The 24,540-nt window shown below is 69.6% G+C and carries 22 protein-coding genes; 5 read left to right on the top strand and 17 right to left on the bottom strand.

Going from position 1 to position 24,540, the window contains the following annotated elements:
• Positions 1 to 26: 26 nt before the first annotated feature.
• A complete protein-coding gene (locus U4Y91_RS04440) occupies positions 27 to 2,333 on the bottom strand; it encodes an ATP-binding protein (RefSeq protein ID WP_321803596.1) in 2,307 nt (768 codons plus the stop codon).
• Between the two features lie 198 nt (positions 2,334 to 2,531).
• Positions 2,532 to 3,899: a sigma-54 dependent transcriptional regulator gene (locus U4Y91_RS04435; RefSeq protein WP_321803594.1), complete on the bottom strand. Its 1,368-nt coding sequence runs from the start codon at positions 3,897 to 3,899 to the stop codon at positions 2,532 to 2,534.
• A gap of 349 nt (positions 3,900 to 4,248) precedes the next feature.
• Between U4Y91_RS04435 and U4Y91_RS04430 the strand changes: the two genes are divergently transcribed.
• Positions 4,249 to 5,340: a sigma-54 dependent transcriptional regulator gene (locus U4Y91_RS04430; protein WP_321803592.1), complete on the top strand. Its 1,092-nt coding sequence runs from the start codon at positions 4,249 to 4,251 to the stop codon at positions 5,338 to 5,340.
• 26 nt (positions 5,341 to 5,366) lie between these two features.
• On the opposite strand, the gene U4Y91_RS04425 is transcribed toward U4Y91_RS04430, so the two are convergent.
• From U4Y91_RS04425 to U4Y91_RS04390, 8 genes are all read right to left on the bottom strand, one after another.
• The gene (locus U4Y91_RS04425; protein ID WP_321803590.1) at positions 5,367 to 6,317 is read right to left on the bottom strand and encodes a glycosyltransferase; all 951 of its coding nucleotides are present in this window, start codon (positions 6,315 to 6,317) and stop codon (positions 5,367 to 5,369) included.
• Complete coding sequence (locus U4Y91_RS04420) at positions 6,307 to 7,383, bottom strand: glycosyltransferase family 9 protein (protein ID WP_321803588.1); 1,077 nt, start codon at positions 7,381 to 7,383, stop codon at positions 6,307 to 6,309. Before U4Y91_RS04420 ends, U4Y91_RS04425 begins: the two co-directional genes overlap by 11 nt.
• Positions 7,380 to 8,381: a glycosyltransferase family 2 protein gene (locus U4Y91_RS04415; RefSeq protein ID WP_321803586.1), complete on the bottom strand. Its 1,002-nt coding sequence runs from the start codon at positions 8,379 to 8,381 to the stop codon at positions 7,380 to 7,382. Before U4Y91_RS04415 ends, U4Y91_RS04420 begins: the two co-directional genes overlap by 4 nt.
• The gene (locus tag U4Y91_RS04410; RefSeq protein ID WP_321803585.1) at positions 8,378 to 9,313 is read right to left on the bottom strand and encodes a carbamoyltransferase C-terminal domain-containing protein; all 936 of its coding nucleotides are present in this window, start codon (positions 9,311 to 9,313) and stop codon (positions 8,378 to 8,380) included. The genes U4Y91_RS04415 and U4Y91_RS04410 overlap by 4 nt, the downstream gene beginning before the upstream one ends.
• A gap of 3 nt (positions 9,314 to 9,316) precedes the next feature.
• Positions 9,317 to 10,519 (bottom strand): glycosyltransferase family 9 protein, encoded by a 1,203-nt coding sequence (locus tag U4Y91_RS04405; protein ID WP_321803582.1) that lies wholly within the window; start codon positions 10,517 to 10,519, stop codon positions 9,317 to 9,319.
• Entirely contained in the window at positions 10,516 to 10,779 is a 264-nt protein-coding gene (locus U4Y91_RS04400) for a hypothetical protein (RefSeq protein WP_321803581.1), read from the bottom strand. Before U4Y91_RS04400 ends, U4Y91_RS04405 begins: the two co-directional genes overlap by 4 nt.
• 396 nt (positions 10,780 to 11,175) lie before the next feature.
• Positions 11,176 to 12,078, bottom strand: a complete 903-nt coding sequence (locus U4Y91_RS04395) for a BON domain-containing protein (protein ID WP_321803579.1) — start codon at positions 12,076 to 12,078, stop codon at positions 11,176 to 11,178.
• Positions 12,079 to 12,406: 328 nt separating this feature from the next.
• Entirely contained in the window at positions 12,407 to 12,772 is a 366-nt protein-coding gene (locus U4Y91_RS04390) for a chemotaxis protein (protein WP_321803577.1), read from the bottom strand.
• 306 nt (positions 12,773 to 13,078) lie between these two features.
• Between U4Y91_RS04390 and U4Y91_RS04385 the strand changes: the two genes are divergently transcribed.
• On the top strand, positions 13,079 to 14,668 hold the full coding sequence (locus tag U4Y91_RS04385; RefSeq protein WP_321803575.1) for an ATP-binding protein: 1,590 nt from the start codon (positions 13,079 to 13,081) through the stop codon (positions 14,666 to 14,668).
• Positions 14,669 to 14,672: 4 nt separating this feature from the next.
• On the opposite strand, the gene U4Y91_RS04380 is transcribed toward U4Y91_RS04385, so the two are convergent.
• The 4 genes from U4Y91_RS04380 to U4Y91_RS04365 form a co-directional block, all read right to left on the bottom strand.
• The gene (locus tag U4Y91_RS04380) at positions 14,673 to 15,005 is read right to left on the bottom strand and encodes a four-helix bundle copper-binding protein (RefSeq protein ID WP_321803574.1); all 333 of its coding nucleotides are present in this window, start codon (positions 15,003 to 15,005) and stop codon (positions 14,673 to 14,675) included.
• A 29-nt stretch (positions 15,006 to 15,034) separates the two neighbouring features.
• The gene (locus U4Y91_RS04375) at positions 15,035 to 16,240 is read right to left on the bottom strand and encodes a zinc-dependent alcohol dehydrogenase (RefSeq protein WP_321803572.1); all 1,206 of its coding nucleotides are present in this window, start codon (positions 16,238 to 16,240) and stop codon (positions 15,035 to 15,037) included.
• Between the two features lie 99 nt (positions 16,241 to 16,339).
• Positions 16,340 to 16,522 carry a hypothetical protein gene (locus U4Y91_RS04370; RefSeq protein WP_321803571.1) on the bottom strand — a complete coding sequence of 61 codons (183 nt, stop codon included), beginning with the start codon at positions 16,520 to 16,522 and terminating at the stop codon, positions 16,340 to 16,342.
• Positions 16,523 to 16,634: 112 nt separating this feature from the next.
• The gene (locus tag U4Y91_RS04365) at positions 16,635 to 18,170 is read right to left on the bottom strand and encodes an FAD-dependent oxidoreductase (RefSeq protein WP_321803570.1); all 1,536 of its coding nucleotides are present in this window, start codon (positions 18,168 to 18,170) and stop codon (positions 16,635 to 16,637) included.
• A 240-nt stretch (positions 18,171 to 18,410) separates the two neighbouring features.
• Between U4Y91_RS04365 and U4Y91_RS04360 the strand changes: the two genes are divergently transcribed.
• Positions 18,411 to 19,571 (top strand): NAD-dependent formate dehydrogenase, encoded by a 1,161-nt coding sequence (locus tag U4Y91_RS04360; protein WP_321803569.1) that lies wholly within the window; start codon positions 18,411 to 18,413, stop codon positions 19,569 to 19,571.
• 54 nt (positions 19,572 to 19,625) lie between these two features.
• Here the strand turns inward: U4Y91_RS04360 and U4Y91_RS04355 are convergent, their stop codons facing one another.
• The 3 genes from U4Y91_RS04355 to U4Y91_RS04345 form a co-directional block, all read right to left on the bottom strand.
• On the bottom strand, positions 19,626 to 21,050 hold the full coding sequence (locus tag U4Y91_RS04355) for a PLP-dependent aminotransferase family protein (RefSeq protein ID WP_321803568.1): 1,425 nt from the start codon (positions 21,048 to 21,050) through the stop codon (positions 19,626 to 19,628).
• A 355-nt stretch (positions 21,051 to 21,405) separates the two neighbouring features.
• Positions 21,406 to 21,858, bottom strand: a complete 453-nt coding sequence (locus tag U4Y91_RS04350; RefSeq protein WP_321803566.1) for a phosphate-starvation-inducible PsiE family protein — start codon at positions 21,856 to 21,858, stop codon at positions 21,406 to 21,408.
• Positions 21,855 to 22,229, bottom strand: coding sequence for a helix-turn-helix domain-containing protein (locus U4Y91_RS04345; protein ID WP_415750441.1), 375 nt, complete (start codon positions 22,227 to 22,229; stop codon positions 21,855 to 21,857). Before U4Y91_RS04345 ends, U4Y91_RS04350 begins: the two co-directional genes overlap by 4 nt.
• Positions 22,230 to 22,645: 416 nt before the next feature.
• Between U4Y91_RS04345 and U4Y91_RS04340 the strand changes: the two genes are divergently transcribed.
• Together U4Y91_RS04340 and U4Y91_RS04335 are read left to right on the top strand one after the other, a co-directional pair.
• Positions 22,646 to 23,725, top strand: coding sequence for a Dyp-type peroxidase (locus tag U4Y91_RS04340; RefSeq protein ID WP_321803564.1), 1,080 nt, complete (start codon positions 22,646 to 22,648; stop codon positions 23,723 to 23,725).
• On the top strand, positions 23,718 to 24,533 hold the full coding sequence (locus tag U4Y91_RS04335; RefSeq protein ID WP_044848156.1) for a family 1 encapsulin nanocompartment shell protein: 816 nt from the start codon (positions 23,718 to 23,720) through the stop codon (positions 24,531 to 24,533). Before U4Y91_RS04340 ends, U4Y91_RS04335 begins: the two co-directional genes overlap by 8 nt.
• Positions 24,534 to 24,540 lie beyond the last annotated feature (7 nt).

Below are 24,540 nucleotides of genomic sequence, written 5' to 3'. Positions count from 1 at the left end.
GCCGGCAGCCGCCGCACGCCCGCGCGTCAGCCGTCGCGCCTCGTCACGCGCGCGATCCGGCGGGCCAGCTCACGCACGTCGACCGGCTTGCACAGATAGCCGTCGAAGCCCGCTTCGAGCGCGCGGCGTTCGTCGCCGAGGCCCGCGTGCGCGGTGACCGCGAGCACGCGCAGATCGGGCGGGCTGCCGCCGTTCGCGCTGCCGCGGCGCAACGCATCGAGCAGCCAGAAGCCGTCGCCGTCGGACATCGCGAGATCGGACAGCACGACGGTCGGCTTCACGTCCGCGACGATGGCGAGCGCGTCACGGCCCGACGATGCGACCGCGACGACCGCGCCGAGCGTCGTCAGCGCGGCGGTCAGGCTCGCACGCGTGGTCGCGTCGTCGTCGACGATCAGGATGCGCTGCGACTCGAGCATCAGCGTACCGCGCGTGCCGTCGTCCGGCGTGACGCTCCACGCCATCGCCCCCACCGGCTGCCAGCCGACCGGCAACGTCACGGTGAACGTGGCGCCGCGATTGCGGCCTGGGCTTTCGACGCTGACCGTGCCGCCGTGCAGCTCGGCGATATGCCGCACGATCGACAGGCCGAGCCCGAGCCCGCGCCGCGACGAGGCAGGCGAATCGTCCGCGCGGCGGAACATGTCGAACACGTACGGGATGAAATCCGGCGCGATGCCTTGCCCGGTATCGGCGACGGTCAGTATCGCGTGCCCGGCGTCGCGCGACAGCGTGACCGTCACCGCACCGCCGGCCGGCGTGAATTTCAGCGCGTTCGACACGAGGTTCGACAGCATCTGCCGCAAGCGCTCCGCGTCGCCCGACACCACGCATGCTGGCGCGGCGCAGTCGAATTCGAGCGCGACGCCAACCGACGACGCGGCCGTCTGGAACGCGCCCGTCGCATCGGCGAACAGCCGCACCACGTCCACCGGCATCGAATCGATCCGCAGCTTGCCGGTCGCGAGCGACGATGCGTCGAGGATGTCGCCGACCATGCGCGTGAGCGAACGCGCGCTGCGATCGATCGCGTCGATCGCCTGCTGCTGCAATGCGTCTTCGTGCGAATTGCGCAGCACCTCGACCCAGCCGTAGATCACGTTCAGCGGCGTGCGCAGTTCGTGCGACACGGTCGCGAGCAATTCATCCTTCAGGCGGTTCGACGTATCGGCCTGGTCGCGCGCGTCGCGTGCGCCCTGCAGCGAACGGTGCGCGCGCAGGTCGCGGCGGCGCTGCGCGCCGGTCTCGCGCAGCGTCAGCGACAGCGCGACGCAGTTGCGCATGTCGCCGCGCACCGGGCATGCGGACACCGTTGCGCGAAAGCGCCGGCCGTCGCGGCGCACGCACAGCAGTTCGAGCGGGCCGACCGGTTCGCGCATCGCGTCGAACGTGTCGGCCAGCGGGTTGCGCTGCAGCCAGCGCATCGCGACGAGCGATTCGAACGGGCGCCCGTATGCCTCGGACTCGTCGAACCCGAAGATCCGCTGCGCGGCCGGGTTCCAGCTGACGATGCGGCCCTGGCCGTCGACCCCGACGATCGCGTCCGGCGATGCCTCCACGACCGCGAGCTGCAGCCGCGACTTGTCGGCGCGCGCGCGCGCCACGCCGGCATCGCAAAACAGCAGCACCGCGCCGTCGATGTTGCCGTCCGCATCGGCGATCGGCGACGCCGCCTCGGCGATCGGCACCGGCGTGCTGCCGGCGGCGCCGTGCAGCCAGTGCCGGTCGGACAACGCATGCGCGCCGCCGAGCGCCCGCTCGAGCGGCGTCGCCTGCACGCGCCGGCCGTCGTGATCGAACATGCGCAGCACGTCGCGCACGGGCCGGCCCGTCGCATCGTCCACGCCGCAGCCGGCCAGCTCGGCGGCCTCCGCATTCAGGTAAGTCACCCGGCCTTTCCCGTCGGTCGCAATCACACCGTGCGGCAGCGACTGCAGCACGGCTTCGAGCCGCCGCCGCGCGGCCGCGTCACGCCGGCGCGCGACGTCGTTCGTGAGCCGCGCGTGGTGCAGCATCGCCGCGGCCGCGCAGACCAGCGTGCCGACCACCATGAAGGTGAAGAGCTGCACGAGCCGGGCCGATAGCGGCCCGGTGTACGCGGCCGGATCGGACAGGAACAGCGTCCAGATCAGCAGCCCGCTGACCACGGTCGACACGATCCCGAACAGGAACGACGTCAGCCATGCCGCGCCGGCCAGCATCGGGTAGTACAGGATCAGCGACAGGTTCACGCCGCCGAAGCGGATCGCCAGCGCCTGCAACACGGTCGCGATCGCGACGAGCATCACGGCGGTTGCGTAATTTCCGACCTGCGGCCGTGCAAATTCAAACATCGGACACGCTCCTGCCAACCAACCGGCGGCAGCCGGCCACGCGCAGCCGGACGGGCACGCCACCTGCTCGGCCGCCTGTGCTGACCTGGGAGACCTTCATACCATGAGCGCTCCGACACGCTGGCTCGTCATCTCGCCGCATCTCGACGACGCGCGTCGCCGCGCGGGCGTGCGCGCATGAGCGCATCCGGCACGCCATCAGGAGTCCGGTTTTTCCGCTTCGTCTTCCAGTTGCGCGAGCCGGTTGTAGATCGTCTTCAGGCTGACGTCCAGCACTTCGGCCGCCTGCGCCTTCACGCCGCCGCATTTCGCGATCGTACCGAGAATCAGCTTGCGGTCGACTTCCTCGAGCGGCGTGCCGAACGGCACCGTCACGCGATCCTCGTGCGCGTCGACCATGTCCGACAGTTCGTCCATGATCGGCGGCGGCAGCGTGTCGATCACGTCCGCGTCGGCGAAGATGCTCGCGCGCTGCACGAAGTTGCGCAACTCGCGCACGTTGCCGGGCCATGCGTAGGACTTCAGCGCGTCGCGCGCGGCGGGCGCAAACCGCAGCTTGCGGCCGCTTTCCTCGTTGTATTGCTGCAGGAATGCGTCGGCGAGCATCGGGATGTCGTCGCCGCGCTCGCTCAGCGACGGCAGCGGAATCGGGAACACGTTGATCCGGTGATAGAGGTCGGGCCGCAGCTTGCCGTCGGCCATCGCGGCGTCCGGATCGCGGTTGGTCGCCGCGACGATACGCACGTCGACATCGATCTCGCGCGTCGAGCCGAGCCGCGTGAGCCGCCCGGTTTCCAGCACGCGCAGCAGCTTGACCTGCGATTCGACCGGCATCTCGGTGATTTCGTCGAGGAACAGCGTGCCGCCGTCCGCACGTTCGAAGAAGCCCTTGTGCTGCCGCTCGGCGCCGGTGAAGCTGCCGCGGTCGTGGCCGAACATCTCGCTCTCGACGAGATTCGCGGCGATCGCGCCGCAGTTCACCGCGAGGAACGGGCCGCGGCGGCGCAGGCTCAGGTCGTGCACCGTCTGCGCGGCGAGCTCCTTGCCGGTGCCCGACTCGCCGGTGAGCAGCACCGACGCCTCGGTACGCGCGACGCGGCCGATCGCATCGTAGACGGCCTGCATCGCGGGCGAGCTGCCGAGCATCCGGCCGAAGCGGCCGAGACGCTTCAGTTCGGAGCGCAGTTCGGCGATTTCCTCATGCAGTGCGGTGGTGCGCGGCACGCGCGCCAAGATGCTGTTCAGCCGCTGCATGTTGAGCGGCTTCACCAGATAGTCGGTCGCGCCGCGCCGCAATGCGTCGATCGCGGTTTCGAGGCTCGCGTGACCGGTGGTCAGCACCATTTCGCAATGCGCGCGCTTGGGCAACGCGTCGAACAGATCCATGCCGTTGCCGTCCGGCAGCACGAGATCGCACAGCACGAGATCGGGGGTGTTCGTCGAGACAAGCGTGCGCGCTTCTTCGAGCGTCGCGGCCGTGTCGCATGCAAGCTGCTGCGCTTGCGCGAGCGCCGCGAGCATCGCGCGCGTATCGGCATCGTCTTCGACGATCAGGACATAAGGCATCGAAGCTCCTGGTGGTGCGGCCCGGGCGCCAGGCGTCGGCCGAAACCGCGGCGGGCGTGCGATGCGGGGTACGACGCCGGAATCCGGCGGCACATCCGCACTGCACACGAATGAGCAGACTAGCTGTCCTGCAGTGACAAACAAGTGCTTAGAAGTATAGAAGAAGCGCGTCGTGCCTTCGCCGATCATCGAATAAATCTATCTGTCCGACGCGATCGCATTGCCAGATTCAATCCGGCGAAACGGGCATAAAAGGTATCCTGCCAACATGAAAAAATGACGCGTGGCGGTCATTTTTTCGTCTGTTCTTCGACGGTTTCGGTCAATACTCCCCAACTCGATATCACTCATGTCGAAATCAGACGATGACGGCGCGCGGCTGTTCGGCCGCTCGCGAACGATTCAGGATTTGCTGCTGAAGGTAGCGCGCGTCGCCGCGACGCGCGTCAGCGTCCTGGTGGTCGGCGAGAGCGGCGCCGGCAAGGACATCGTCGCGCGGCTCATCCACGACATGAGCCCGCGCCGGCGCGGGCCGTTCGTGCCCGTCAACTGCGGTGCGATTCCGAAGGACATCGCGGAATCCCATTTGTTCGGACATGAAAAAGGCAGCTTCACCGGCGCGATCGCGCAACATGTGGGCATGTTCGAAGCCGCGCGCGGCGGGACGCTGTTTCTCGACGAAATCGCCGAAATGCCGGCTGAATTGCAGGTGAAACTGCTGCGCACGCTGGAGTCGAACACGATCGTGCGCGTCGGCGGTCACGAAGCGATTCCGCTCGACGTGCGGATCGTCGCGGCCACCCATCACGATCCGGTCGAGGCCGTGCGCAGCGGCCGGCTGCGCGAGGATCTGTTCTACCGGATCGCGACGATCGCGCTGCACGTGCCCGCGCTGCGGCAGCGCGAGGACGACGTTGGCGACATCGCGCTGCAGATCGTCGAACGGCTGAACGCACGGCATCGCACGCGCAAGCGTCTGTCGCTGCAGGCGATGAAGGCGCTGCGCGCCTACACGTGGCCCGGCAACGTGCGCGAGCTGCGCAACGCGCTGGAGCGCGCGTTCATTCTCGCCGACGAGCAGATCGAACTGCAGCTGCCGCGCCGCCAGCCGCCGCGCGAGGAGGTGCGTCACAACGCGATGACGCTCCAGATCGGCACGACGCTCGCGCATACGCAGCAGCGCTTCATCGTCGCGTCGCTGCGCCATTTCAACGGCGACAAGCCGCGCACCGCGAAGGCGCTCGGCATCAGCCTGAAGACGCTGTACAACCGCCTCGCGCTATTACCCGAACACGAGCGCAACGCGGCGAGCGGCGCGGCGGCGCCGACGCCCGCTGCGAGCGACGCAAGCGGCGCCACTGGCACCGCCGGCACCGCCAGTGCCGCCAGTGCCGCCGGCAGCACGAGCGCGGGCATGCCGCCGAGCGCAACCAACCCGTAAGCGGGCCGCCTCGGCGGCCGCACGGTCTACGACGCGACGTCGCACAACGCGCTGTCCCACTCGCGCACGAACCGCTCGATCCCGAACCGCTCGCACGCGTCGCGCTTCGCCACCGCGCCCCACTCGCGCGCGAGATCCGGATCGCGGATCAGCATGCGCATCGCGTCGATCAACACGGCAGGCCGCGTATCGGCAACCCCGTTGCAGCCGCTTCTCACGAGTTGCGCCATCTCCGTCGTTGCGAGCGCAACGATCGGCAGCCCGATCATCATCGCCTCGATCACCGCGAGCCCGAGGCTCGTGTAGCGGATCGGATTGAAGAAGAAGCGGTAGTGCGACAGGAACTGCGGGAGCGCCGGGTTCTGCACTTCGCCGATGCCGCCGAGTTCGGCCGAACCCATCCCGACCAGGTCGAGCGGCACGGTTTGACGCGCGACCTCGAACAGGTCCGCGCCGAGACGCCGCCCGCGTCGTGCGAGGTGGTTCACGACCGTCACGCCCTTAGGCAGCGTGCCGCGATACTCGACACCGTCGGGCAGCAGCACGCCGTGCTCGATCACGCGCGTCGGCGTGACGCCGCTGTCCCACATCAGTGCGTTGAACGGCGTCACGTGCACCAGCAGCACGTTCGGGTCCTGCACGGGGTGCAGCGTGTCGGTCGGATGCTCGCGCGGCGGATCGTGTTCGACGAACAGCGCCGGCAGCGCACGCTGCGCGTCGCTCAGGAGCCGCAACCTGTCGTGCGCGTAGTGATTGCGATGCTGGTACAGCACGCAGTCGAACTCGGTGTCGCGCACGCACTCGACGGGCACCTCGTACACGTTGTCGCCCCACGGCAGGTGCCCGACCCGACCCGCGTAACCGGGCGGATGCTGCGCCTTCGTCACGATGTAGAAATCGTGCGGCGCCTGCGACAGGTAATACAGATAGTTGCCATGCACGTGCCAGGTGAGCACGCGCAACCGCTTACGTGACATGACGTCTCTCCTCCGCGAGCAGTTCGCCCGCCCGCTCCATCACGTCGTCGACGCCGATCGCCGTCGCGCACTCGTGCCCGTACGGGCAGGTATCGAACCCGCACGGCCGGCAGGCCGGATGGTTCGCGAGCACGCGATGGCGTGCGGCGTCGAGCGGCGCCCAGCGGGCCGTGTCGCTGCCGCACGCGACGACGATGCTCGGTGTGCCGAACGCCGCCGCGACTTGCGACACGCCCGTGTCGTTGCACAGCACGAGCCGCGCGCGGCCGATCAGCGCGGCCAGCGCGCCGAGCGGGGTACGCCCGCACAGGTTCACGCACGGCCGCGCGAGATGTTCGACGAACGCGCCGGCCAGCGCGAGTTCCGCGCGCGTACCGGTCAACACGATCTGCCAGCCGTCGTCCGCGAGCTGCCGTGCCACGCTCGCGAAACGCTCGACCGGCCAGCGCCGCGACGCCATCCGCGCGCCCGGATGAACGATCACGTAGCGGCCCGGATCGAGCGCATGCTCGTCGCACAGCACATGCCATAGCGCGTAGTCGAGGCCGCCCAGCGGAAATTCCAGGTAGTCGCCCCAGTCCGGATAGCCGAGCTTGCGGGTCAGCGCCAGGTAGCGCGTGACCTCGGGCTCGCCGTCACGCCAGACGAGCGCACAGTCGAGCGCGGTCGTGCCGCCGTCGGGCGGCACGAAACCGGCGGTGCGCGTCGCACCGAGCGACGCGACGATCGCGTTGGTCTGCACGCCGCTGCCGTGCAGCTGGATCGCGAGATCGAAGTCGCGCGCGCGGCATTCCGCGACGAACGCCCCGCGCGCGGCCGGCTCGGCGTCCGGCTGCTCGCCGAGGCCCGGTGCGCCGGGAAACGCGATGAAGTTGTCGATGTAGTCCGAGAAGCGCGATGCGAACTCGCGCGCCCACGGCAAGCCGAGCAGCGTGATGCGCGCATTCGGCTCGCCGCGCCGCAGCGCGCGCAGCGCCGGCACCGCGCACAGCATGTCGCCGAGCTGCAGCGCGCGGAACACCGCGATGCGGATCGGCCCGGACGACGAAACGGATTCGAGCATCATAGAAAGAACACCCGGAAGTGAAGCGCACCGCGCACGCGCCAGTACAACGACACGGGCGGAATCGCGATCGACGTGACGATCATCTCGACGACATGCGACGGCGTGAGCCGCGTGCCGCGCAGCCGCTTCGCGCAGAATGCGGCCGTGATCACGACCCAGGCCGCCGCGCACGCGATGCCCGGCGCGCGCCATCCGGCCGCGAAACAGCCGAGCGCGCCGAGCGCGAACAGCACGGCCGCGTAGTAATTCCATGGCGGCATCGCGCGGATATGACGCCGGTAGGTCGCGCGATGCTTCTTGTACAGCAGCGCGTCGAAATACACCTTCGACTGCTGGCCGATGCTCGCGCCCCAGCGCGCGGGACGCACCGGATGCACGATCCGCGCGGCATCGACGCCGACGATCGGCCCCGCGTGCTCGCGCAGCGCAAACATCAGGTCGGCGTCCTCGCGCCATGCGCGCGTGAAGCGCTCGTCGAACCCGCCGACGCGCTCGAGCGCCGCGCGCCGCACGAAGCAGTTCGCGGTCGCGAATTCCGCATGCGCGAGGCCGGCCGCATCGCGCTCGTGGTCGGTCGGGCGCGCTCGCAGCGGCACGTCGATGCGCCCCGCCGCGGCCGCCGCCGACGGTTCGGCCAGCAGCGCGGCCGCGCCATGGCGCAGCCAGGTCGGATCGGGAATCGTGTCGTCGTCGGTGAACGCGATCAGCGCGCCGCGCGCGCTGCGCCAGCCGATGTTGCGCGCGCCCGCCGGCCCCTGCGTATCGGGCGCGGTCATGTAGCGGATCACCGGCACGTCGGTCATCCGCGCGCGACACGCGTCGACGGTTTCCCATGCGCTGCCGGCCGGGTCGTCGTCGACGACGACGATCTCGTAGGTGGTCGGATCGAACACCTGCGCGCACAGCGCGTCGAGGCAGCGTTCTAGCAGGCGGGGCCGCCGGTACGTCGGCACGACGACCGACACGACCGGCGGCAGTTGTGTGTCGCGCATGTTCATCTCGGCTTCTCCAGCAGGAACGAACCGATCACGAGCGCGTCGAGCGGCGAAGTCCAGAAGCACTCGAGCGCGTCGCGCGGCGTACAGACGATCGGTTCGCCGCGCGTGTTGAACGACGTGTTGACGAGCACCGGCACGCCGGTCAGCGCGTCGAACTCGGACAGCAGCGCATGCAGCAGCGGATGCTGGTGTGCGTCGACGGTCTGCACGCGCGCGGTGCCGTCGATGTGGCGCACCGCCGGAATCGTCGCCTCGGCGCCGGGCGCGATGTCGTACACGAACAGCATGAACGGCGCGCGCAGCGGCGTGCGTCGTCCGCCGTTGAACCAGTGGTGTGCGTGGCTTTCGAGCACGACCGGCGCAACCGGCCGGAAGTCCTCGCGATCCTTGATCCGGTTCAGCTTGCGCTGCATGTCCGGATCGATCGGCGCCGCGAGAAACGCGCTCGCCTCGTGCGCGAGATGATGCTCGATGAAATGCCAGCGAAACGGCCCGTCGTGCGCGACGCCGCGAAAGCGCCGCTGCAGGTGGTGCGGCGCGCCGCCCGTGAGCTGGCGCGGTGCGTTCACGATCGACGACAGGAACAACGGATGCCACGGCGATACGCCGTCGGCACGCGGCGCATGCGCGGACGGTGCGAGCGGCAGCGGCAGCGCCGTGTCGTTGCCGTGACGATCGAGCTCGAGCCACGGGTCGTACGAATACGCGACATGATCGACGTCCGCGAGCGCGATGCCCGCTTCCGCCAGACAATAGTCGATCGCGTGATACGGCAGCTCCCATGTCGAGAACGGCACCGGCCGCTTCGCGTGCTTCACGTGCGTGAAGCGTTCGTCCTCGGGCGCCGCGATCACCGCGCCATCGCGCACGAGGCACGCGGCGCTGTCGTGAAAGGCGGCATTGATGCCGAGCGTATAGGTCGGATCAGGCATGCGTCAGTTCCTCGTGATGAGGTGCGCGAACGGAATCACGTTCGACGCGTTCGCCGCAGCCGGCTCCGCACCGCGCACGGCGGCCCGCGCGGCTGTGCGTTGCGCATGGCGCACGCTGCCGCGCAACAGCGCGTGCGTCGCTTCGACGACGTCGTCGACGCTCACGCCGAGCAGGCACGGATGGCCGGCCTGGTTGCATACGCTGCGGTAGCAGTTGCGGCACGGCACGTCGACGTTCAACGCGCGGTGCGGCACACGCCACGGCGTGTGCTGCGGATTGGTCAGCGCGTACAGGTCGACGACCGGGGTGCCGAGCGCGGCCGCGAGGTGCACGGGGCCGCTGTTGTTCGACAACAGCAGGTCGGCCGTCTCGATCAGTGCACCGAGTTCGCCAAGCGGCAGCGTGCCGGCGAACGGCACCGCGCGCCGCCCCACGCGGTTGCACACCGCGTCGACGAGCACACGTTCGTCGGCGCTGCCCGTCACCGCGATGCCGTCGAACAGCGGCGCGAGCCGCGCAGCCGCGGCGCCGAAGCGTTCGACCGGCCAGCGGCGCGACGCCGCGCTCGCGCCCGGGTGCACGACCAGCCAGCGCGCGCACGGCGCGCCCGGCCGGCGCGGACCGCCCGTCCGCTGCAGCGCGGCGCGCAGCCGTGCGTGCAGCGCGCGCCGCGCCGCATCGCCCGGCTCGAACGTCATCCGCCAATCGGACGTCTTCGCGCCGACCGAGCGCACCAGCGCAAGCTGACGCGCGACTTCATGGCGCACGTGCGAATCCGGCTCGGTTTCGGGCACGCGATCGGTCAGCAGTTCGTAAGGATTCTCGCGGCAATGCGCGAGCCGCAGCGGGATGCCCGCGAGCCAGCACATCATCGCGGCCGGCAGCGGGCTCTGGCTGTACACAGTGAAGATCACGGCCGCGTCGAAGCGTCCGGCCAGCAGCCGGTCGATCATGTCGAGATCGGTAACCGGATCGCCATGCACGTCCGGATGCCCGACCCACGGCGCGTCATACGTCCACACGTCGTCGACCATCGGCAGGTGTTTCGCCAGCGCGGCGCCGCTGCACGACGTCAGCAGTGTGAGCCGGCGCCCGCGCCCGCTCTCCTTCAGCGCGCGCAGTGCGGGGGTCGTCATCAGCACGTCACCGAGACTGTCGAGGCGCACGCACAGGATGCGTCGCGCGCGATCCCAGGCGACGCTCATCGCCGCACCCACGAACCGTGGCGGCGCACGGACTCGCGTACGACGATGTCGCTGCTGAAATCGAGACGGTCGGCCACATGGTGCGGGTGCGGCGCGTGCACGGCATCGATCCGCCATTCGGTCGCGTTGCTGCAGTCGACGCGTATCGTGCTGCAGCGCGCGGCGCCCGGCTGGTTCGACGCGACCGCGATCGGCACGCTCGTCACGCGCGCGGTACGGCCGGCGAGCGGTGGTCGGGTGGAATCGTATGCCGCGTTCACGTGCACCTCCTGCAAGCGTCCAACGAATCGTGGCCGTGACGCTTGCCGTGACAGGCGTCGATACAGGCGGTATAGCGAGAACCATGCCGGTCTGCGCACGCCCGTGCCGCATCGGGCCGTCGCGCCCGCCGGCGGGCTTTTTTATAAGCTGCTGTAAAAACCGGCGACCGGCCGCGACCGGATCGCGAGCCCGTCCGGCGTCGCCTGCGCGCGGTGCTTCGCAAGCGCGCAGGCACGGCGCAAGTCAGGGCTTCGGGTGTCGTCGGGTTCGGAAGGTTCGCCGCGGATTTCTGCGGAGAAAAGCACGAGCGCGCGCGTCGCGCGGCCGGTCGCCCGTGCCGGTCGTCATGCGCGCGACGGCGGTATCCGTGGCCGGGTCGTCCCGCGCATCCGCGGTCAATGGCGCGATTCGCGATCGCGGCCCGTGTCGCTACCCGGTTCGGGATCGCGCGCCGCAGGCTGCGTCGGCGTGACCGTGCGTTGGGACGGATGCAGCACCATGCCCTTGTCGGGTTCGCCGTCGCGGCGCACGCGCACGCGGTTCTCGACGTCGCGCACGCACAGGCAGCCGTCGGCAATGTCCTCGATGTCGTGCCTCATCCAGCGCTGCGGCACGGTGCCGTCGAGTTCGACGCGGCCGTCGCGCACCTGCACGGATACATCGCTCACGTCGATGTCGAGCGCATGCACGAGCCGCTCGCAGATGTCCTCGCGAATCCGCTCGTCCGAGCGCGTATAGCCTTTCGGGCCGCGCCGATGCCGCATGGCCTCGCGTCGCGCGTCGTCGCCGAAGCGCGACAGGCCGGAGGCATCGGCACGGCGCTGGTCGCGCCCGTCGTAGGCATCGTAGTCGTAGTCGCCCTCGCCGTCATACCAGCCCATCCGGTGATGGCCGCGGAACCCCGGCTGGTCGCCATGGGCGCCTTCACGTCCTTGGCCGCCGTCCGCTCGGCGGCCACGGTTGCCGTAGCCGCGCCCGGACTCCCACGCCGGATCGCGCGAACCGCCGGACCCGCCGGGCCCGCCCGGCGCACTGCGCCAATCGGCGCCAGCGTCTGCGCTGCGCTGTTCGGCCGACGAGCGTGCCGAGCGCTCGCTCCATTCGCTGCCCCAGTCTTCCGGGCCGACGTCCTCGCTCGCGAAGCGCCGGTACGCGGATTCGTAGTCGGCATCGCGCCGCCGGGATTCGTCGCCGCGAAAATCGCGCTCGCCGGTGTCCCGGTACGCGCGTTCGCCGCGCTCCTGCCAGTCGGGCGGGCCGCTCCGTTCGGCTTGCCGTCCGGGAGATCGTCGTTGCATCGTGTCCCTCCTTGATCGCGCCTGTGCCTGATCGCGCCTGTGCCGCGTGCGGACCGGGACCCATGTCGCGTCGCGGCGCACGTCGGTCAGGTTGATGCAAGTCGCGTGCCGCCCGTTGGCCAGCACACCGCGGCGGCGCGGCGAAGCCCAGGGGCGGCACGCCCGCGCCGACGATCGCGGTCCACGTCGTGATCGCCGCGCAGCGCGCTGACGGGGCAAAGCCGATCATCGCGCGTCGCCGGGTGTCCCTGGCCGGGCACCCCTAGCCGGGCTCACCTATCTGCAACGCAATTGCAGTTTTTGCGCGGAGGGTCGCCGTGCAGCGACCCTATGCACCGCCCGCACCCGGTTCGTCCGGCGCATCCGGATCCTCGGTGCCGCCGGGCTCGCTCAGCCGTTCCGTGCGATCCGGCTCGATATCGGCGCCTTCCTCGAGCCCCGCATCGCCGTCCGCCGACGCGCGCTCGCCGGTGCCCGCGCGGTCCGTATCGCTGTCGAGGGCCGCGTCGCCGCGCTCCAGCGCATGCTCGTCGAGCGGCGAATCGACGTCGAACGGATGGCGCCGCGCACCGACCGTGTCGCTGCCGCTGTCGGACGAATCGCTCGGCCCCAGCGCGCGGCCGTCGCGGCCGCGCCGCGCGTTGTCGTCGTCCGGGCCGGCCGGTTCGTTGTCGGGGTTCAGTGTGCTGTTCATGTCGATGCCCTCGGGTAGCCGTGAAGCGGCGCGCCGCCGCCGGAGGCCCGGCTTTCGCGCCGGTCCGGCCGCGGCGTGCGGACCGGACGGCGATGCAATCGGCATGCCGCGCCGCCGTCGCCAGGCCGCCACCGGCAGGATTTCGCGCTGCGGGCGCCACGCGGCACAAGCCATGCGCCCCCATTGATCAGGCGATTCGACCTCCCTTATGCTTTCGGGGTGTCAATCCGATTTGAATGGCCGCGGCCGGCTCGTCCGGCCGCGGCGGGGCGGCGTTCCTCCGCCCGCATCCGACTTGCCGTTCCGATGAAGAAAGACGACGCCATTGCCGATCTCCACCCGCCGCTCGGGCCCGCCGATGCACGCGACCTGCTGCACCGCTTCGCCGAGTTCCGTTTCGAGACCGTCGTCGAGGCGATCACCGACTACGCGGTGTTCATGCTCGACCCGCACGGCAACGTCGCGACGTGGAACGCGGGCGCGGAGCGCATCAAGGGCTATCGCACGGCCGACATCGTCGGCCACCATTTCTCGCGTTTCTATCCGCCCGATGCGATCGCCGCCGGGCGGCCCGCATTCGGGCTCCGGGAAGCCGTCGCGCACGGCCGCTTCGAGGACGAAGGCTGGCGCGTGCGCAAGGACGGTTCGCTGTTCTGGGCCAGCGTGACGATCACGGCCGTGCACGACCATGCGGGCCAGCTGGCCGGCTTCATCAAGATCACGCGCGACATGACCGAGCGCAAGCGGCTCGCCGAACTCGAAGTGTCGACGCACCGGCTCAGCGTGTTCATCGCGATGCTCGCGCACGAACTGCGCAACCATCTCGCGCCGCTGCGCCATTCGGTCGGCGTGCTGCAGAGCCTGCCCGATCCGGCGCCCGCGCTCGCGCAATGCCGCGACGCCGTGCATCGCCAGATCGGACAGCTGACGCGGCTGGTCGACGACCTGCTCGACGTCGGGCGCATCACCGCCGGCAAGGTCGAACTCGACCACGCGCCGGCGACCGTGCGCGACGTCGTCTGCCGCGGCGTGGAAAGCGTCCAGCCGAAGCTGGCCGCACGCGCGCAGAACATTCGCGTCGACCTGCCGGCCGATCCGCTGGTGGTGCGCGGCGACGCCGCGCGGCTCGTGCAGGTGCTGCACAACCTGCTCGACAACGCGTCGAAATTCTCGCCGCAGGGCGGACGCATCGACGTCGGCGCGCGCGCCGAAGGGTCGGTCGTCGCGATTCGCATCACCGATCACGGTGCCGGCATCGCGCCGGGTTCGCTCGAATCGATCTTCGACCTGTTCGAACAGGAAAGCGTGCCGGGCCGGCGCGCGTCGGACGGCTTCGGGCTCGGCCTCGCGATCTGCCGGTCGTTCGTCGAGCTGCACGGCGGGATGATCGCCGCGGAAAGCGCCGGCCCCGGCCAGGGCGCGACGTTCACGGTGCGGCTGCCGCTCGAGCGCGCGATGCGCCCGACGCCCGTCGACGCGCCGGCGCCGCGCACCACCGGGAAGCCGGCCGGCGCGCCGCTGCGCATCGTCATCGTCGACGACAACCGCGACTCCGCCGACACGCTCGCCGTGCTGCTGCAGATCAAGGGCCATGCACCGCGGGTCGCGTACCACGCGGACGACGCGCTGGCGCTCGCGCGCGACATCGTTCCGCACCTGATGCTCGTCGACCTGTCGATGCCCGACGTCGACGGCTTCACGCTGCTGCGCGAACTGCGCGCGATCGACGCGCTGGCCGGCACGACCTGCGTCGCGTTGTCCGGCCATGCAAGCCCGGCCGACTTCGCTCGCACCGCGAGCGAGGGTTTCGACGATCACCTCGTCAAGCCCGTCGAGATGGCGGTGCTCGACGCCCTGCTCGCGCGCGTCGCCGGCCGGGTTTACGGCACGCGCTGATCGCTCAGGCCATCGCGCGGCACATCGCGGCGCAGGTGTCGCATGCCAGCGCACAGCGCCGGCAATGGTCGAGCGCGTGCTGCAGGCATTCGGCCGCGCACAGCTCGCACGCATGCGCGCACAGCGCACACACCTGGGGCGCGAGCACGCTGTCGCGCGCCATCGCGGCCGAGGCAAGGCGGCACAGCTGCGCGCACTCGATGTCGAGCGCAATGCAGCCGGCCAGCGCGTGTGAGTCGGGGTCCGCCAGGCACCCGGCCGTGCATGCATCGCATGCATGCGCGCACGCATCGCACGCGGCCATGCAGTTGTCGTAGAGATCATGGAACTCGTTCATGGCAGCACTCCTCGTTGCGGTTCGCAGCGTCACGGCGTCAGCTTCACTTTCATCCAGCCCGGCTCGCGCACGTCGAACGCGCGATACGCGTCGATCGCGTTCGTCAGCGGCTCGCAGCGCGTCAGCACGGACGCCGGGTCGAACGCACCGCTGCGCACGAGCTCGATCAGGTGCGGCGTGACGGTCCGGTGATTGCAGTTGCCCAGCTTGATCGTCAGGTTCCGGTTCATCGCCTCGCCGACCGGAAACACGCGCGCCTGCGGCGGATACACGCCGATCACCGCGACCGTGCCCGCCTTCGCGACCGCGCGCACCGCCCATTGCAATACCTGCGACGGCCCGTCGCCGGGCGTCCAGTAGCGGCCGTCCGGCTTGCGGCGCGGAGCGACGGCGTCGACTTCCGCATCGAACGCACGCGCCGCGTCGTAGTCGGCGGCGGCCGGCCCATGCGTCGCGCGCATCGCGTCGACGCCCACCGCGTCGATCGCACGATCCACCCCGATCCCGCCGGTGAGACGCAGCACCGTGTCGACGGGGTCTTCCTCGGAGAAGTCGATGGTCTCGGCACCTTGCGCGCAGGCCATCTCGAGCCGCGACGCGATGCGGTCGATCGCGATCACGCGCCCGGCACCCATCAGCTTCGCGCTCGCGATCGCGAACTGGCCGACCGGCCCGGCGCCGAACACGGCCACCGTGTCGCCCGGCTTCACTTCCGCGAGCTGCGCGCCGAAGTAGCCGGTCGGAAAAATGTCGGACATCAGGATCGCCCGGTCGTCATCGATCGCGTCCGGCAACCGGATCAGGCTCGCGTTCGCGAGCGGCGTGCGCGCGTATTCGGCCTGCAGCCCGTCGAACGGCCCCGTGTCGGCCGGGCCGCCGTAGAACGCGGTGCCCGCGCGCGGCCCGCCCGGGTTCGCGACGTCGCATTGCGCGGTGTAGCCCGCGCGGCAGTACACGCAGCTGCCGCACGCGATCGTCGACGGAATCAGCACGCGATCGCCGCGCTTCAGGTTGCGCACGTCGCGCCCGACCGTCTCGACGATGCCGACACCCTCATGGCCGAGGATCGTGCCCGGCTTCATCCCGCCGAGCGTGCCGCGCACCATGTGCAGGTCGGTGCCGCAGATCGCGCTGGCAGTCAGGCGCACGACCGCATCGGTCACGTCGACGACTTCCGGGTCGGGTACCGTATCGATGCGAATGTCGCCGATGCCGTGAAATACGACTGCTTTCATGTCAGGCCCTCCTTGTCGAAAGCGGAAACGGTGCAAGTACCGTCGCACTGTTCGAGCAAGGCGCGCGCCCGTGCGCGCAGGGGTCGGCGCGGTGCGTGGTCAGCCGGCCGGTGCGTCGTCGTCGATCGACACGCCGATCGCGGCCGCAAGCGCGACCGTGCGGCGCATCGTGTCGACTGCGCGTTCGATGGGCTCCGGAAATACCGGAATGTTCGCGGTCGGGTTCATGATCGCGAACAGCGCCGCGATCACCTCGGTCGAGAAACGGCAGTCGAGATTCACGGACGTCTGTCCGGTTCGGCGGCTCTGCGCAGGTCGCGACGATGCGATGACAGTTGTGTACGCAACTACTTTACCAGCGCGCGCACCGGTCAGCGCACAGTCGGCAGCCCGTTCACGCGCGCGTCGCGCCCTGCTGCTCGAGCGCCGCTTCCGCGCGCAGGCAGTCGAGATCGCGGCCGAGCGTCGCGACCGCGAGCCGTGCGTTGCCGCGCCAGAACGCGACCGAAGCGTCATGTGCGCGCAGGTCGCCGTCGATCTCGACGCGGTCCCATTGCTCCGCATGTCCGACATAGCGGACCGTCAGGTCGTAGTGCTGGCTCCAGAAGAACGGCACCGCGTCGAACGGCCGCTGCCGGCCGAGCATGTTGCGCGCCGCGGCGATGCCCTGCCGCTCCGCGACGACCCAGTGCTCGACGCGTATGCGTTCGCCCGTCAACGGATCGGGCCAGCGCGCGATGTCGCCGGCCGCGTAGATGTCCGGTGCGCTCGTCTGCAGGAAACGGTCGACCGTCACGCCGCGATCGACGGCCAGCCCCGCATCCTGCGCGAGCGCGACGTCCGGATGCACGCCGATGCCGACCACCACCACATCGGCCGGCAGCGCGTCGCCGTTCGACAGCGTCACGCGGTCCAGCGCGATCTGCGTGAGCGTCGCACCGAGATGGAACACCACGCCGTGCGCTTCGTGCAGCGCGCGGATCGTGTCGCCGAGCGCTTCGCCGAGCACGTGCGCCATCGGATGCGCATCGGGCGCGACCACCTGCACGTCGAGCCCGCGCGTGCGCAGCGCGGCGGCCGCTTCGAGGCCGATGAAGCTCGCGCCGACCACGACGCAGCGCCGCGCCGCCTTCAGCTTGCCGATCAGCGCATCGCAATCGGCGCGCGAACGCAGCACGCACACGTGCGGCAGATCCGCACCCGGCACGGTCAGCCGGTTCGGCTCGGCGCCGGTGGCGAGCAGCAGCGCGCCGTAGCCGACGCGGCTGCCGTCCGCGAGCTCGACCGCGTGCTGCGCGGGATCGATCCGCGTGACGCGCGTGCCGCAGCGCACGTCGATGCGCTGGTCGGCATAGAACGACCCGCCGCGCAGCGGCAGCCAGTCGGCTTCGGCCGTGCCGGCCAGATAATCCTTCGACAGGTTCGGCCGGTCGTACGGCGGCTCGCTGTCCGCGCTCAGCAGCGTGATCGCATGCGGATAGCCTTCCTGTCGCAGCGTCACGGCCGCCGCGATCGCGGCCGCACCGCCGCCGACGATCACCACCGACGCGGGCAGCCCCACCGCGTTCAGCGCGGGCGGCGATGTGGCAGGCTGCGCATCGCGCACGACCGCGCGGCCGTCGCGCCGCTCGACGCGCCAGCACGTCAGGCCGTCGAGCGCCGGCGCGCGCAGCAGTGCGCCGGTGCGCAGGCAGAACGCCGCGTGATGCCACGGGCAGCGGATCGTATCGCCGACCAGCAGCCCGTCGGCGAGCGGCGCGCCGTAGTGCGGGCATTGCGCGCCCACGGCAAACAGTTCGTCGGCGCGGCGCACCAGCAGCACGGTGGCGTCGCCGACCTGGCCCTCGATCATCGCGCCGTCGGCGAGGTCATCGAGCGCGATTCCCTGCGCGAGATCGGGACGTGAAGACGAGGCGTCGCTTCCGGACATGGCGTGGCTCCCGGGGTGTGGGGTAACGATCCCATTATCGGCGTCCTTCCCGAAAAGAACAGGTACAGACGACCCCGCAGCGCACGCAAACGCGGACTGTGGCTTGTACGCGATCCGCGACCGGCGTAGAACGTCATCGACGTTGCGGCGCAACACGCCGGATGCATACGTGCGGGTGTCTGGCGAGCCGAGCAATCCGCGTACCGCCCCCGCCTTCATCCCGTCACGAGGAGCGACCCGATGGCAACCGTTCTGTGCGTGCTCTATCCCGACCCGGTCGACGGCTATCCGCCGCATTACGTGCGCGACGCGATTCCGGTCATCGCGCGGTACGCCGACGGACAAACCGCACCGACGCCGGCCGGCCCGCCCGGCTTCCGGCCCGGTGAACTTGTCGGTTCGGTGTCCGGCGCGCTCGGCCTGCGCGGCTATCTGGAAGCGCACGGCCATACGCTGATCGTGACGAGCGACAAGGATGGCCGCGACTCGGAATTCGAGCGCCGACTGCCCGAAGCGGACGTGGTGATTTCGCAGCCGTTCTGGCCGGCGTACCTGACGGCCGAGCGGATCGCGATGGCGCCGAAGCTCAGGCTCGCGCTGACGGCCGGCATCGGCTCCGATCACGTCGATCTCGATGCGGCGGCCCGCGCGCGCATCACGGTGGCCGAAGTCACCGGCTCGAACAGCATCAGCGTGGCCGAACACGCCGTGATGACGACGCTCGCGCTGGTGCGCAACTACCTGCCGTCGCATGCGATCGCGCAGCAAGGCGGCTGGAACATCGCCGACTGCGTGTCGCGCAGCTATGACGTGGAGGGCATGCATTTCGGCACGGTCGGCGCGGGGCGGATCGGTCTCGCGGTGTTGCGCCGGCTGAAGCCGTTCGGCCTGCACCTGCACTACACGCAGCGGCACCGGCTCGACGCCGCGATCGAGCAGGAACTCGGGCTGACCTGGCATGCCGATGCCGCGTCGCTCGCGGGCGCGGTCGATATCGTCAACCTGCAGATCCCGCTCTATCCGTCGACCGAGCATCTGTTCGACGCGGCGATGCTCGCGCGGATGAAGCGCGGCGCGTATCTGATCAATACCGCACGCGCGAAGCTGGTCGATCGCGACGCGGTGGTGCGCGCCGTCGCGTCCGGGCAGCTCGCCGGCTATGGCGGCGATGTGTGGTTTCCACAGCCGGCGCCCGCCGACCATCCGTGGCGCACGATGCCCTACAACGGGATGACGCCGCACATCTCCGGCACGTCGCTGTCCGCGCAGGCGCGGTATGCGGCCGGCACGCTGGAAATCCTGCAAAGCTGGTTCGACGGCACGCCGATCCGCAACGAATACCTGATCGTCGACGGCGGGACGCTGGCCGGAACGGGCAAGCAGTCGTATCGGCTCACGTGAGGCGACGTGGCGCGACGTGACCAGACGCGGCGCACGTGACCTGCCGCCGCGCGGTCAATCCATGCACGCGTCCGCGAGCTTGCCGACCGTGACGATCGCGCGTTCGATCTCCGGCGACCACGGGCTGCTGTAGTTCAGCCGGATGAAATTGCGGTAGGTGTCCGCGATCGAGAACATGTAGCCGGGCCCGATCGTGATGCCCTGCTCCAGCGCGAGCTGGTACAGGCGCATCGCATCGACCTGCGCCGGCAACTCGACCCACAGCACATAGCCGCCCGCCGGGCTCGAGATGCGCGTGCCTTCCGGGAAGAACCGCGACACCATCGCGCGCATCAGGTTCGCCTGCTGCGCATACGCCTTGCGAATCCGCCGCAGGTGATGCTCGTAGCCGTCGCGCTCGAGAAACTCGGCGATCGCCAGCTGCGGCAGCGACGGCGTCGCCAGCGTGTTCAGGAACTTCAGCTTCTCGACCTGTTCGCGATAGCGGCCCGGCAACGCCCAGCCGATCCGGTACGCGGCCGTCAGGCTCTTCGAGAACGACGCGCAATGCAGCACGATCCCGTTGCGGTCGAACGCCTTCAGCGCACTCGGGTGCGCATTGCCGAAATACAGTTCGTTGTACACGCCGTTCTCGATCACCGGCATAGCGGCTTTCGTTGCGAATTCAACCAGCTCGCGCTTGCGCTCGTCGGGCATCTGGAAGCCGAGCGGGTTCTGGAAGTTCGGCATCACCATGCATGCGGCGATCGGCTGCGACTTCGCAATCGCCGCCAGCGCGGCAATGTCGATTCCGTATTCCGGATGCGTCGCCACTTCGATCGCCTTCATCCCCATCCGCTCGATCGCGTGCAGCATCGCGTAGAACGTCGGCGACTCCACCGCGATCGTGTCGCCCGGTTTCGCGACCGCCTGCAGGCACAGGTTGATCGCCTCCGTCGCGCCGACCGTCACGATGATCTCGTTCGGGTCGACCGACATCCCGTTTTCCAGGTAGCGCCGTGCGATCTGCCGGATCAGGCGCGGATGGCCCGGCGGCAGCCCGTCGGTCACACCCCACAGCGACTTGTCGCGGCCGGCCGCGTACGCGTAGCGGTTCAGCTTCTCGAACGGAAACAGGCTCGGGTCCGGATACGGCGAGCCGAGCGGCACCGCGTCGTCCGTGCCGATCGCGCGCAGCGTGGACAGCACGAGCCGGCTCACGTCGACCGACGACGAGATCGCGATCGGCTTCGACGGCCGCAGCTCGCGCACCGGCGCGTGCCCGTCGTCGTTGCGCAGGTTGACGAAGTAGCCCGACTGCGGGCGGCTCTCCAGCAGCCCGCGGCTTTCGAGCAGCAGGTATGCGTGCAACACGGTCGTGATGCTGATCCGGTGCTGCTGGCTCGCCTGCCGTACCGACGGCACACGATCGCCATGTCGATACACGCGTTGCCGGATCAGTCTCTCTATGTCGTTCGCGAATTTCTCGTAGAGCTTCATCCGCCTCGCCCCGCCAGCGGTGAACCAGCCTGCGACGCGTAGGTGCGCGTGCCGTGCCGCTGCGCGAAGCCGGATAGCCGTGTCCGGCCGCGGGCGTTCCGGTGCGAGCCACGTCCATTACCGAAATTGAAGGCGGATAGCAATGCGAAATCCATCATGAGAAGGATCGGCATCCTACTGCGTCATTTCGGCGAATGTAAGTGACAGTTTGGCGATCAAACGTCAAATCGCACACGTGTGGTGAACAGATGGAAACGCGGCAGCCGCGAGTCGGCGCCGCACCGAATCAATCTCGGTATAACGAAATGAACTACCGAACCGACGCCCCCATCGATCGGGCCCGCACACGCACGCATTACCGACGCGTATGCACGTCGTCCTCGACGTCGTCGACCTCCGCCGGAAAGCGATGCTGGCCGAAGCTGAGGATCAGCACGCCTACCGCGAGCAGCACGATTCCGAACGTGGTCATCAGCATCCGCTCGGGGCTGTCGGTGGCGCCGCGCAGGATCAGGTCGCGCGCGAGCGACGTCATCGCAATGAACAGCGGAAAGCGCACCGGCAGCCGGCCGAGCCGCAGGTAACGCACGTTCATTGCGAGCACTTCGAGATAGAGGAACATCAGCAGCAGGTCGGTCAGCGACACCTCGCCCGCGAGCACGACCTTCCACGCTTCCTGCGTCATTGCGAACGCGGTCGCGAGACCGATCACGATCAGCCCGGCCAGCTCGGCCGCGTGAAGGAAGTGCCCGAAGCGGCGGCGGATGCGCTCGGCGGCCGTATCGGCGGAAACAGTGGACGTATTCAAGGCGATGACCGGTGCAATGAGGGTTGTGCCGCGATCGACGCTCCGTCGACACGGCGGATGGTTTCGGGCGGCGGAAAGGCCGCGACGCGCGCATCGGGAACGGTTGCGCACGCACCGGCCGCGGTGGTGGCCTGCGCGACCGCGGACAGCGTGCGCCGGCAGCACTGGTGGAACGCGACGCCGGCATCGGTACATGCCACGTCGCCGCCCGCACGCGCCAGCAACAGCCGGCAGCCGAGATACCGTTCGAGGCGGTCGAGCCGCTCGCTGACTTGCGCGCGGCCAAGCTTCAGTTCGGACGCCGCGCCGGACACCCCGCCATGCTCGACCACCGCAACATAAATACGCATCGCTTCCAGCAGGTTCATCATGATGGTCCTCGTCGGCGGGCGGAGCGAACCTAATCTACTGCACGCGCCACGCCCGCTCAAGAGCACAGCGCCGCGGGTTTCAGGAGTACAGCTGCACGCCCGCGACGCAAAATCGGACCCCGATCAACCCATTCGAATGACAGATTGGCGATACGTGTTCCAAAGACCCGCCGAAGCTGCTAGATTGCATGCTCGACGACGTTACGCGGTGCGGCGAGGCTGCGCGCCGGGCGAACGCGCGGCCACCGAGCCGGCCTCCCCTTGCGCGCCCGGGCGGCAGGCCGCCGCCGCTGCGGCCCGTTGCGCGATGCCCGCGCAACGTCCTTCATCCGCATGTCACAAAGAGAACAGTCGCATGACACAGTCCAACCGTTCGTCTTCGCGCGCCGCGGCATCCGCGGCCCGTCCGTCCCGACATGACTGACCGGCAGGCCGCGATGCAAACCCGTCCCCCGCTTTCCCAGGCCGTTCACAGCCCGATCACGCGCAGCGCGATCTTCCTCGTCGCAACCGTCAACCCGGGCGCCGAGCGCGCCGACACGATCCGCGCGTGGTGCGGCGACATCGCCGCGCTCGTGCGCTCGGTCGGCAAACGCGTGCCGGGCGGCAACCTGTCCTGCGTATGCGGCTTCGGCGCCGACGCATGGGATGCGCTGTTCGGCGATCCGCGCCCCGCGTCGCTGCATCCGTTCCGCGAATTCGGCGCCGGCCAGCGCGTCGCGGTCGCGACGCCGGGCGACATCCTGCTGCACATCCGCGCCGACGCGATGGACCTGTGCTTCGAACTCGCGACCCAATTGCTCGGCGCGCTCGGCGACGCGGTCACGGTCGTCGACGAGGTGCACGGCTTCCGCAACTTCGACCAGCGCGCGATGATCGGCTTCGTCGACGGCACCGAGAACCCGGAGGGCCGCGACGCGGTCGACTTCACGGTGATCGACGACGAAGATGCCGAATTCGCGGGTGGCAGCTACGTGATCGTGCAGAAGTACCTGCACGACATGGCCGGCTGGAACGCGCTCGCGGTCGAGACGCAGGAGCGCATCATCGGGCGCACCAAATTGTCCGACATCGAGCTCGCGCCGGACGTGAAGCCGTCGTGCTCGCACAGCTCGCTGACCACGCTCGACGAGAACGGCCAGGAAGTGAAGATCCTGCGCGACAACATGCCGTTCGGGCGCCCCGGTTCCGGCGAATTCGGCACCTACTTCATCGGCTACGCGCGCTCGCCGGCGCCGATCGAGCAGATGCTCGAGAACATGTTCGTCGGCCGCCCGCCCGGCAACTACGACCGGCTGCTCGACTACAGCCGCGCCGTCACCGGCTCGCTGTTCTTCGTGCCTTCGGCCGACCTGCTCGAAGCGCTCGCCGATCGCGCCGCACCGGCCGCCGCCGACGCCACCACCGCCGCGCAGCCGGCCCCCGCATCGCCCGAGTCGCGTCGTGACGGCTCGCTGAACATCGGATCGCTGAAAGGAGCCAAAGCCTATGAATAACCTGCACCGCGAACTCGCGCCGATTTCCTCGTCCGCCTGGGAGCAGATCGAGGAAGAGGTGGCACGCACCTTCAAGCGCTCGGTGGCCGGGCGCCGCGTGGTCGACGTCGAGGGCCCGGCCGGCCCCGAGCTGTCGGCCGTCGGCACCGGGCATCTGCGCGAGGTCGCGGCGCCGCGCGAGCTGGTGGGCGCACGGCTGCGCGAAGTCCGCACGATCGTCGAGCTGACGGTGCCGTTCGAGTTGAGCCGCGATGCGATCGACAGCGTCGAGCGCGGCGCGCGCGATGCCGACTGGCAGCCGGCGAAGGACGCCGCGCAACGCCTCGCGTTCGCGGAAGACGGCGCGATCTTCGACGGCTATCTGGCCGCGGACATCGTCGGCATCCGCGAAGGCACGTCGAACCGCAAGCTCACGCTGCCGGCCGACGTCAGCGCGTATCCGGACGCGATCAGCGACGCGCTGGAAGCGCTGCGGCTCGCCGGCGTCGACGGCCCGTACTCGGTCGTGCTCGGCTCGGACGCCTACACGGCGCTCAGCGAGGCGCGCGACCAGGGCTATCCGGTCCTCGGCCACATCAAGCGCATCGTCAGCGGCGAGATCATCTGGGCGCCGGCGATCAGCGGCGGCTGCGTGCTGTCCACCCGCGGCGGCGACTATGAACTGCACCTCGGCGAAGACGTGTCGATCGGCTACACGAGCCATACCGACAAGGTCGTTCGCCTTTACCTGCGCGAAACCTTCACGTTCCTGATGCTGACGAGCGAGGCATCGGTGGCCGTGGCGCCGCAGGGCAACCCGGCGACCTGACGTTCCG

It is taken from the genome of Burkholderia sp. BCC1993, assembly GCF_905339865.1.
Taxonomy (GTDB): Bacteria; Pseudomonadota; Gammaproteobacteria; order Burkholderiales; family Burkholderiaceae; genus Burkholderia.
Note: the sequence above shows the minus strand (reverse complement) of the source record. Positions and strands in the feature narration are given on the sequence as shown.